The 8,132-nt window shown below is 72.8% G+C and carries 7 protein-coding genes; 2 read left to right on the top strand and 5 right to left on the bottom strand.

What is annotated here, in order from left to right:
• Positions 1–195: 195 nt before the first annotated feature.
• The 4 genes from ACZ6Y7_RS36410 to ACZ6Y7_RS36425 form a co-directional block, all read right to left on the bottom strand.
• Positions 196–1,509, bottom strand: coding sequence for a M64 family metallopeptidase (locus ACZ6Y7_RS36410; RefSeq protein WP_465762255.1), 1,314 nt, complete (start codon positions 1,507–1,509; stop codon positions 196–198).
• A gap of 177 nt (positions 1,510–1,686) precedes the next feature.
• On the bottom strand, positions 1,687–2,199 hold the full coding sequence (locus ACZ6Y7_RS36415) for a DUF3291 domain-containing protein (RefSeq protein WP_465762256.1): 513 nt from the start codon (positions 2,197–2,199) through the stop codon (positions 1,687–1,689).
• Between the two features lie 32 nt (positions 2,200–2,231).
• Positions 2,232–2,912 (bottom strand): helix-turn-helix transcriptional regulator, encoded by a 681-nt coding sequence (locus ACZ6Y7_RS36420; RefSeq protein WP_465762257.1) that lies wholly within the window; start codon positions 2,910–2,912, stop codon positions 2,232–2,234.
• A gap of 101 nt (positions 2,913–3,013) precedes the next feature.
• Positions 3,014–3,907 carry a winged helix-turn-helix transcriptional regulator gene (locus ACZ6Y7_RS36425; RefSeq protein ID WP_465762258.1) on the bottom strand — a complete coding sequence of 298 codons (894 nt, stop codon included), beginning with the start codon at positions 3,905–3,907 and terminating at the stop codon, positions 3,014–3,016.
• A 175-nt stretch (positions 3,908–4,082) separates the two neighbouring features.
• Between ACZ6Y7_RS36425 and ACZ6Y7_RS36430 the strand changes: the two genes are divergently transcribed.
• A complete protein-coding gene (locus ACZ6Y7_RS36430; RefSeq protein ID WP_465762259.1) occupies positions 4,083–5,279 on the top strand; it encodes an MFS transporter in 1,197 nt (398 codons plus the stop codon).
• A 685-nt stretch (positions 5,280–5,964) separates the two neighbouring features.
• Positions 5,965–6,663: an SDR family oxidoreductase gene (locus ACZ6Y7_RS36435; protein ID WP_465762260.1), complete on the top strand. Its 699-nt coding sequence runs from the start codon at positions 5,965–5,967 to the stop codon at positions 6,661–6,663.
• Positions 6,664–7,120: 457 nt separating this feature from the next.
• Here ACZ6Y7_RS36435 and ACZ6Y7_RS36440 read toward each other — a convergent pair whose 3' ends face one another.
• The gene (locus tag ACZ6Y7_RS36440) at positions 7,121–7,828 is read right to left on the bottom strand and encodes a hypothetical protein (RefSeq protein WP_465762261.1); all 708 of its coding nucleotides are present in this window, start codon (positions 7,826–7,828) and stop codon (positions 7,121–7,123) included.
• Positions 7,829–8,132 lie beyond the last annotated feature (304 nt).

Below are 8,132 nucleotides of genomic sequence, written 5' to 3' on the forward strand. Positions count from 1 at the left end.
CAGGGACTATCCAGACCTCGGTGACGTCCTGACCGACACCGCTGACGGCAACGCGCGCATGCGACGCGTCCACGAGGGTCTCGGCTACACACCCACGCACGCGACACCCCAGTCTCAGCTCGGCCTTCGGCAGAGAGCGGACGGGCCGGACCGGGACATCACCCGGCCCGGCCCGCCGGTGCTTTCGATGCACGCCTAGCGCGTAACCAGCCAGGACATTCCCGCGGTCAGGTTCGCGCGCAGTGCCGGGTCCGCTACGGCCGGGGTGGGATCGGTGGCGACGGCGATGAGCAGGTGCGGCAGGGCCTTGGGCCCGGTCAGCTTGAGGTCGCCGAGCTCCAGTGCGGTGCGGCCGGCGAGGTGGCGGAGCTCGCGACCGTCCAGGAACCAGCGCAGCCGGGTGCCGGGCACCGGCAGGTCGACGGTCAGGCGGTCGGCCGCGGTGAGCCGACTGCCGGCGGGGGTGGGGCTGGTGAGCGGGGTGGCGTGGCGGTAGAAGCCGGCGATCATCGCCTCGCGCCCGGGCAGGTTGAACTCGCGGCCGAGCGAGCGCATGATCGAGTTCTCGGTCGGCCGGTACAGCCCGGCGGGGTAGTAGCCACCGCCCTCGTACGCGCCGACCGTCCCGCCGTCCGGGGAGTTCTGGCCGAGCCAGCGCGACCACTTGGTGCCCTGCTGCCGCATCCGGTCGGCCGTCAGGGTGCTGATGTTGGCCTCGGCCGGCTCGTCACCCCGGTACGTCCCCTGGCCGTCGTACGCGTACTCGTCGGCGAGCTTGCCCAGCGAGTGCCCGGTCTCGTGCACCGCGATCTGCCCGGACTTGGCGTTCCCGCCCGCGACCGTGGCGATGCCCTCGTAGCCGAGCGGGGACTTGACGTCGTTGTAGCCGGCGCCGCCGTACTTGGCGCTGTTGGCGACCACCAGGACCAGGTCCGCCTGCGGCGCCTTGGCCGCGTACCGTTCGACCGCCTTCTCGTCCACGCAGAGCAGCCGCTCCACGCCGTCGCACCAGAAGTACGAGCCCAGCGCGGTGTGCCGTACCGTCGCCTGGTCCGGGTCCCCGGTCACCCCCGACTCCGGGGAAACCGCCGACACGGCCCAGACGTTGAACAGCCCGCGGTAGGTGGCGTACGGCTCGACGGCGGTCACCTCGCGCCACTTCTCGGCCGCGTCGGTGAGGAACTTCTGCTGCTCCTGCGCGGCGTAGCCGTCCCCGATCACCACCACGTCCAGCTTGGTCGCCGGGTCGCCGCCGCGGACCAGCGGCGTCACGTCGCCGTCGCCCTGCAGCGGGGCCAGGCCCTGGGCCGGTGCGGCGACGAAGGGGGAGGCGGCGGGGGCCTGGACGCGGGAGATGCCGCCGTCCTCGGCGAAGGCCTCCACCTGGCGGGTGGGCGGTGGTGCGGTGGTCGCGGCCGGGGCGCTCCAGGAGGGGGCGGCGCCGAGGAGGGCTGCGGCGAGGGTGGTGGTGAGCAGGGCGGTGGCGGTCCTGACGGGTATGCGGCGCACGGGCGTGGTCCTCCCCTGGTGAGCGGTCGGTGGCTGACCGGCTTCCTTCCCCTGACCGGGACCTGACAATCCGCCGGACCGCCCTGCACCGCTCCCCCCGGCTCGGTGGCCGCCGGTCGCGGCGACGGGCGACCGGCCGCGCCGCCGCCGATGTGACCGATCGCCACGGCCCGCGGATCAGTCGACCGCTCCGGCCGGCGTGGGCGGGGTGCCCTGCGGGTACCGGAGGGCCTCGGCTGCGCTGTACGAGGAGGTGAAGGTGAACGCGCGGGGGGACGGCCCGTGCGTCCGCAGGTCCGCGAGCCGCTCCAGCGCCTCGTCGACGGTCGGCAGGTGGCCGGCGGGAACCCACCAGAGGACCAGGTGTGCCTCGACGTGCCGTTCGAACCAGTCGCGGCGCCGCCGCATCGCCTCCAGGTGGCCGCTGCGGTAGGTGAAGTCCCACAGCGCCTCCTGGGTCTCCCACACCGACATGTTGACGATGACGTCCTCGCCCGCCGGGCGCAGGCCGGTCGCATCGGCCGCCCCCTCCTCGGCGAGCCGCCACACGAAGCCGGGGGCGTCGTCGGCGGCGGCGTTGACCGGGTCGAGCATGTCGACGAACGGGGCGATGCGCGGGTCGTCGAGGGGGAAGCGGAGCGTGGCGACGTTGAGCTGGGCGAGGTGGGCGGCAGGCGCGGTCGAGGTCATGGCCTCATCCCAGCACGGCTCGGTTTTCTATGTCAATCATCATTGCTTTTAGAGCTCTCGACCACCACGCAGCACTCTCCGGGCCGGGCGTCCATGCGAGCGCGGACGGGACCGTCCGCCCCGAGCAGGCCCTCCAGCAGTGCCAGGTTCATGCCGCAGACCAGCGGTGGGAAGCGTTCGGCGACCGCGTGGAACGGGCAGTTGCGCATGCGGACGACGCGCGCGCCCGCTCCGGCCGCCCCGTCGGCGCCTTCCACGTGCGGTTCGTACCCGCGGGCGGCGAGCAGTTCCACCGCCTCCGCCAGGCCGCCGCAGGGCGCGGCGGAGCCGCGCAGGGCCTCGCCCCGGCGGCGCGCGGCCGAGCGGAGCCCGTCGTCCAGCCCGGCCTGCTCGGCCGCCTCGGCGAGCAGCTCGGCCGCCGTGCGGTAGTCGCGGGCGGGCAGGGAGACCGACCGTTCGGCGCGCACCCGCGTGTACACCTTGGCGGGACGGCCGGCCCCCGGGCCCGAACGGCCCGTCAGCCGGCGGCTGCCGACCTCCAGCAGTCCGGCCTCGGCCAGCTTGTCCAGGTGGTGCGCGGCGAGCGTGCGCGCCACCCCGGCCGCCTCGGCGGCCTCGTTGCGGCCGACCTCGCGGCCCTGGGCCGCGACGTACTCGTACAGACGGCGCCGCACCGGATCCTGCAACGCCGCGATCGCCTCGATGTCTTCCATCCGGCCATTCTAGGAACAACGCACGTTCGAGATAGAAGGAAGCGCCTGGGGAGAGCCGGTTCCGGTGCCGTCCGGCCGCCCACGCCTCCGGCAGCCTCGCCTCAGCGGGCCGCGAGGCCGTCGAGGCCGTCGAGGACGGCCAGGGCGTCCTCGACCGAGCCGGCCGGGTCGGAGACCGGGTAGAGGACGCCCCGGACGGTGCGGTCGGCGTCGAGGACCAGGGTCAGCCGCTTGAGGCGCTCGGTGCCCGCGGCGCGGAAGGTGGGCAGCCGGAGGGCCGCGGCCAGTTCCAGCTCGGCGTCGGACAGCAGCGGGAACGGGATCCGGGCGTGCTCGCCGAACGCCGCGAGCTGGTCCGGGCGCTGGGTGCTGACGCCGTAGACGGCCGCGTTCCGGGCAGTGAACTCCGCCATCCGGTCCCGGTAGGTGCAGGATTCCAACGTGCAGCCGGCCGCGCCCGGGATCTCGCCCCAGCCGGGCGGATGGCCCGCGCCGCCCGGTGCGAAGGCGCCCGGGTAGCAGTAGAGCACCGTCCAGGCGCGGTCGGCCGCGACCGGGTCCGTCCGGTCCCCGGACGCGGCGGCGAGGTCCAGCGCGGGCAGGCGGCGGCCGACCAGCGCGGCCACCCGGCGGGCCTCGGCGGAGTCGGTGCCGCTGGTGCCGGAGAGCGTGCCGTCGCCGAGCACGTACCGGTCGCCCCAGTCCTGGAGGGCGACCAGGACGGGCAGCAGCGCGCGCCCGCGTTCCGTCAGGTGGTACTCGTAGCGCGGCGGATGCGGATGGTAGAGCCGCTTCTCCAGCACCTGGTCGGCGACCAGGGCCTTGAGGCGTTCGGTGAGCACCTTGCGGCTGATGCCGAGCGCGTTCTGCAGTTCGTCGAAGCGGTGCATGCCCCCGGCGACGTCCCTGATCAGGAGCAGCGTCCAGGTGTCCCCGACGACGGCCAGTGCCTGGGAGACGGCGCAGTCCGGGTCCGCCGCTTGATGGTGCCGCATGGTCGTCGATTATAGTGAGTTCCCAATAGGAACTCACTCATCCTCGGGGGCGGGCGTGGCAGAGGTGGCAGACGTGGTGACCAGCGCAGCGGAGGGCACGGCGGATACGGCGGAAGGGGTGAAAGCGGGGGAAGCGGGGGATACGGCGGAAGCGGCGCGACCGGACGGCGCGGGATTGTTCTGGCGCTACTGGACGGCGTCGACGGTCAGCCGGCTCGGCAGCCAGGTGACGACGGTCGCCCTGCCACTGATCGCCGTGGTCGCCCTGCACGCGTCGGCCCTCGAGGTCGGCCTGCTCACGGGCGCCTCCTTCGTCGCCTGGCTGCTGATCGGCCTGCCGGCCGGCGTCCTCGTCCAGCGTCTGCCGCTGCGCGGTCTGCAGGTCGCGATGGACCTGGTGCGCGCCGCCGCCGTCGCCTCGGTACCGCTCGTGGCCGCCCTCGGCGTGCTGGGCATGCCGCAACTCGTGGCGGTGGCGCTGGTGGTCGGCCTCGCCAACGTCGTCTTCGACGTCGGCAACTCCGCCTTCCTGCCCGCCGTCGTCCCCAAGGAACAGCTCACCTCCCGCAACAGCCTGGACTCCGCGAGCCACGCGGCGACGGACCTCGCGGGGCCGTCCCTGGGCGGCGCTCTCGTCCAACTCCTCGGGGGCGCCGGGTCGATGCTGCTGGACACGGCCAGCTACCTGGTCTCCGCGGCGCTGCTGCGCAGCCTGCCGCGCGGCGAGCGGACGCCGGGCCGCCACGAGGACGACCACGGCATGCGCCGACAGATCCGCGAGGGCTGGCGGTTCGTCGCCCGGCACCCGCTGATCCGGCCGTGCGTCGCCTCGGCCACCGCCGTCAACTTCGTCTGCGGCGGACTGATGACCCTCACCCCGGTGTTCCTGGTCCGCACCCTCCACGCGCCGGTTGCCGCGGTCGGCGCCCTGATGGCCACCGGCGGCCTCGGCAGCCTGCTCGGCGCCGCCCTCACCCCCCGCGTCGTCGCCCGGGTCGGCAGCGCCGGCGCGGTGCGCTGGGGAGCCGTCCTCGCCACCGCCTTCGCCGTCCTGCTGCCGCTCGCCGGTTCGGGCTGGGCGACGCTGGTCTTCGCGGTCGGCAACGCCGGGTTCTCCGGCGGCGTGGTGATCTTCAGCATCGTCACCCGGACACACCGTCAGACGCACACGCCGCCGGACCTGCTGCCCCGCGTGATGGCCACCGTCCGGTTCGTCTCCTGGGGTGCCATCCCGGTCGGCGCCCTCACCGCCGGCGCCGCCGCCTCGGCCTGGGACACGCGCACCGCGCTGCTGGCGTTCGCGCTCGGCAGCGCGGCCTCGCCCGCGATCCTCCTTGCCGGGCCGGTCCGCCGGGTTCGCGACCTGACCTGACCCGACCGGCGGCGCCACACGACGCAGCGCCCACCGGCCGTCCGCGGGTTGTCTGCGGGGCGTCCACTGGCCGTCCGCAGGACGTCCGAGTCGGCCGCCGACCGAACACGAGTGGACGTCGGGCGGCGTCCGGCCGGGCGAACACCCTTCTGGGGTCTGAGCATTCTGCGGTTCCGTTCGACCTGCGACCGGCCTTTCACGATCCGTCCTCGGGGAACCAGGCGCCGACGAGCCGCCGCGAGACCCCGGTCGTCGTCCCGGGCGAACTGCTGGTCAAGCACAACTGCCCTTGTCCGTTCTTCCGGCAATCCTGAGGACCGAGCCCCTACCGACCGTCGGATCGTCCACCCGGCCGCTCGGCGACCTGGACCGGCACCCCGCAGGGAGCGAGGACCTCGGCGGCATCGCCACGGCCGGCGCCACCGGGGGCGTGATGCGCGTCATTTCCGCTATCGTGCGCTGCCACGGCTGCACGCCCTTCGCCCTCGGGACAGGTTCATGGCCGCTGGTGATGGTCGGTCAGCGACGGTGGACCGGCTCGATCGGAGGATCGCTGGGTGGAGTGCAGGCGTTTCGGGGGGCCGACGGCGGCCGGGGGCCCGTCGACGTGACGTGCCACCTCGCCTCCGCGGACGTCCAGGACGCTGCGGAACCCTGATGACCACATCGCCGAGGAGGCCGTCCCATGGAACCCGTCACGCTCATCACCGGTGGCTCGACCGGAATCGGCGCCGCCACCGCCCGCGCCTTGCTCAAGCAGGGCCACCGTGTGGCCGTCACCGGACGTGACGCCGACAAGCTGGCCGCCTTCGCCGCAACGGCCGCAGCGGACGACCGGTTGCTGACGATCACCGGCGACGCCGGCGACGAGCACGACGTCGCCTCCGCCGTACGCCGCGTGGTGGACCTGTGGGGCCGACTGGACAACGTCATCGCCAACGCCGGCTTCTCCCTGCCCGGCAACCTGGAGAGCCACGCCCCCGAGGACATGCGCGCCATGGTCCTCACCAACGTCCTGGGCCCGGCCCTGCTGGTGCGCGAGACCCTGCCGCACCTCAGGGAGTCCAGGGGCCGGATCGTGATCATCGGTTCCGTCGCCGGAGTGCGCCACACGCCCGGCAACCTGTACTCGGTCACCAAGTGGGCCGCGCACGCGCTGGCCGAGAACACCCGGCTGCTGGTCGGCAAGGACGGAGTGGGCGTGACCGTCGTCGCTCCTGGGGTGGTGGACACCCCGTTCTGGAACGAGCGCGGCGGCACCCCCGACGCCTCGCCGACGATGACCCCCGAGCAGATCGCGGACACGATCGCTTTCGCCATCAACCAACCCGCGGGCGTGGACATCAACCACATCACCGTGCGCCCGACCGGCCAGCTCGGCTGACGCGGAGCCCCCGAACGACCGTACGACATAGCCGCCTTCGGCCCCGCCGCGCAGCCCACGGCAGGGGGCCGAAGGCGTACGGGCCGGGAGCGAACGTCCGCCGACCCGGATCTTTCACCTCTCCACCTTCCGACTCCGCAGGCCGCGCATGAGGGAGCGGAGGGCATCCACCCGAGCGCCCTCCCCCCTGCGGAAGTCCGCCTACCGGCGTTGCGTTACCGGAGGCCGGAGCTGCGACCCGGTGTCACCGGGTGCGGCTGACTCGACGTAGCACGGGAGCTGGTGCGCCAGGTCGACCCCGGGGGAAGGGCCGCCGCGTGATCGTCAGGGCTGGTGCGGCGCCTGCCGGCGGGCGATGGTCGATGGCGCCACGGCCCGGATGCACCACGCAAAGCTGCGTGGGTGAGAACCCGTTCCGGCGGGAGGTGTTCGGCAGCCCCCGGTCGCGAAGCCACCCTCAGATTTCCGGCACGGCCATCGTGGCGATGGCGGCCGTGATCAGCCAGGCCAGGATCGCCAGGGTCAACGTCACGGCGAACGACCACTGGCACGCGATGAGAACGACACAGCCCATGCCCGTCGCGCCGAAGGTCGGAATGGCGATGAGCAGCAGAGGTCCCCCCTTCCACCGGTCCGCGGTGGCCAACCGGTACGCGACCACGGTCGTGCCGGCGCCGATCAGCAGGGCGATCTCGAGCACGTCCCACCACGGGATGTTCCGCTGTTCGGCCTGGTGCCCGTGGTAGGCGACCCGGACCACCGAATCCTTCCAGACCATCAGATCGACGGTCGTGCCGACTTCGACGTCCCAGTAGAAGGCCTTGCTCACGCCGTACTCGTCGGTGGGAGCCGTCTCACGGGAGACGGTCAGCAGGTAGGTGACCGAATTGTCGTCGGAGCTGGTGGACTTCTTCGTCACCCGCCCGCTCTCCTGCCGGAGACACGGCACCACGTCGCCTGCCTCCGGCGTCCCGCAGAGCGGCGCTGACCGGTACGCACCCGACGCCTCGAAGGTGTCGGCGAAGCGGACGAAACCGAAACCGACGACGGACAGGCCTATGACGACCAGTAAGGCCCTCCAGACCAGCCGGAAGACCGGCGGCACTTTCCGCCGCTGCTTCGGCTTGCTCAGATTGCCCGTCCAGGCATCCGTCACGTCCTCCATCGAATCCTCCCCGCCCTGCCCGCCCTCGCGTCCCGTTGATCTTCCGGGTGTAGTCGGATCATGCCAGGAGGCCGGGCCCCGTGGGGAGAACTGGCGCCGCCTGTAACGGACTTGTGCCGGTACGGACCGACCGGACACGCGAAGAGCCGGGAGCGCCGCCCGCGGTGAATGCTGGCGATGAATTCCCGGCTCGTTGCACGGTTTCGTTCTTTTTATTGGTTGGTGTTGGTGGTGTTGGTGAGGTGGTGGTGGAGGTTGGTGAGGGCGTGTTGGGTGGCGGTGGTGTGTTTGGTGGTGAGGTTGG

The organism is Kitasatospora sp. NPDC053308 (assembly GCF_055585785.1).

Bases quoted from the DNA above. Each gene is read 5' to 3' on its own strand.
- ACZ6Y7_RS36415 (WP_465762256.1), bottom strand. From the start codon at position 2,199: ATGACCTCGACCGCGCCTGCCGCCCACCTCGCCCAGCTCAACGTCGCC.
- ACZ6Y7_RS36420 (WP_465762257.1), bottom strand. From the start codon at position 2,912: ATGGAAGACATCGAGGCGATCGCGGCGTTGCAGGATCCGGTGCGGCGC.
- ACZ6Y7_RS36425 (WP_465762258.1), bottom strand. From the start codon at position 3,907: ATGCGGCACCATCAAGCGGCGGACCCGGACTGCGCCGTCTCCCAGGCA.
- ACZ6Y7_RS36435 (WP_465762260.1), top strand. From the start codon at position 5,965: ATGGAACCCGTCACGCTCATCACCGGTGGCTCGACCGGAATCGGCGCC.
- ACZ6Y7_RS36440 (WP_465762261.1), bottom strand. From the start codon at position 7,828: ATGGAGGACGTGACGGATGCCTGGACGGGCAATCTGAGCAAGCCGAAG.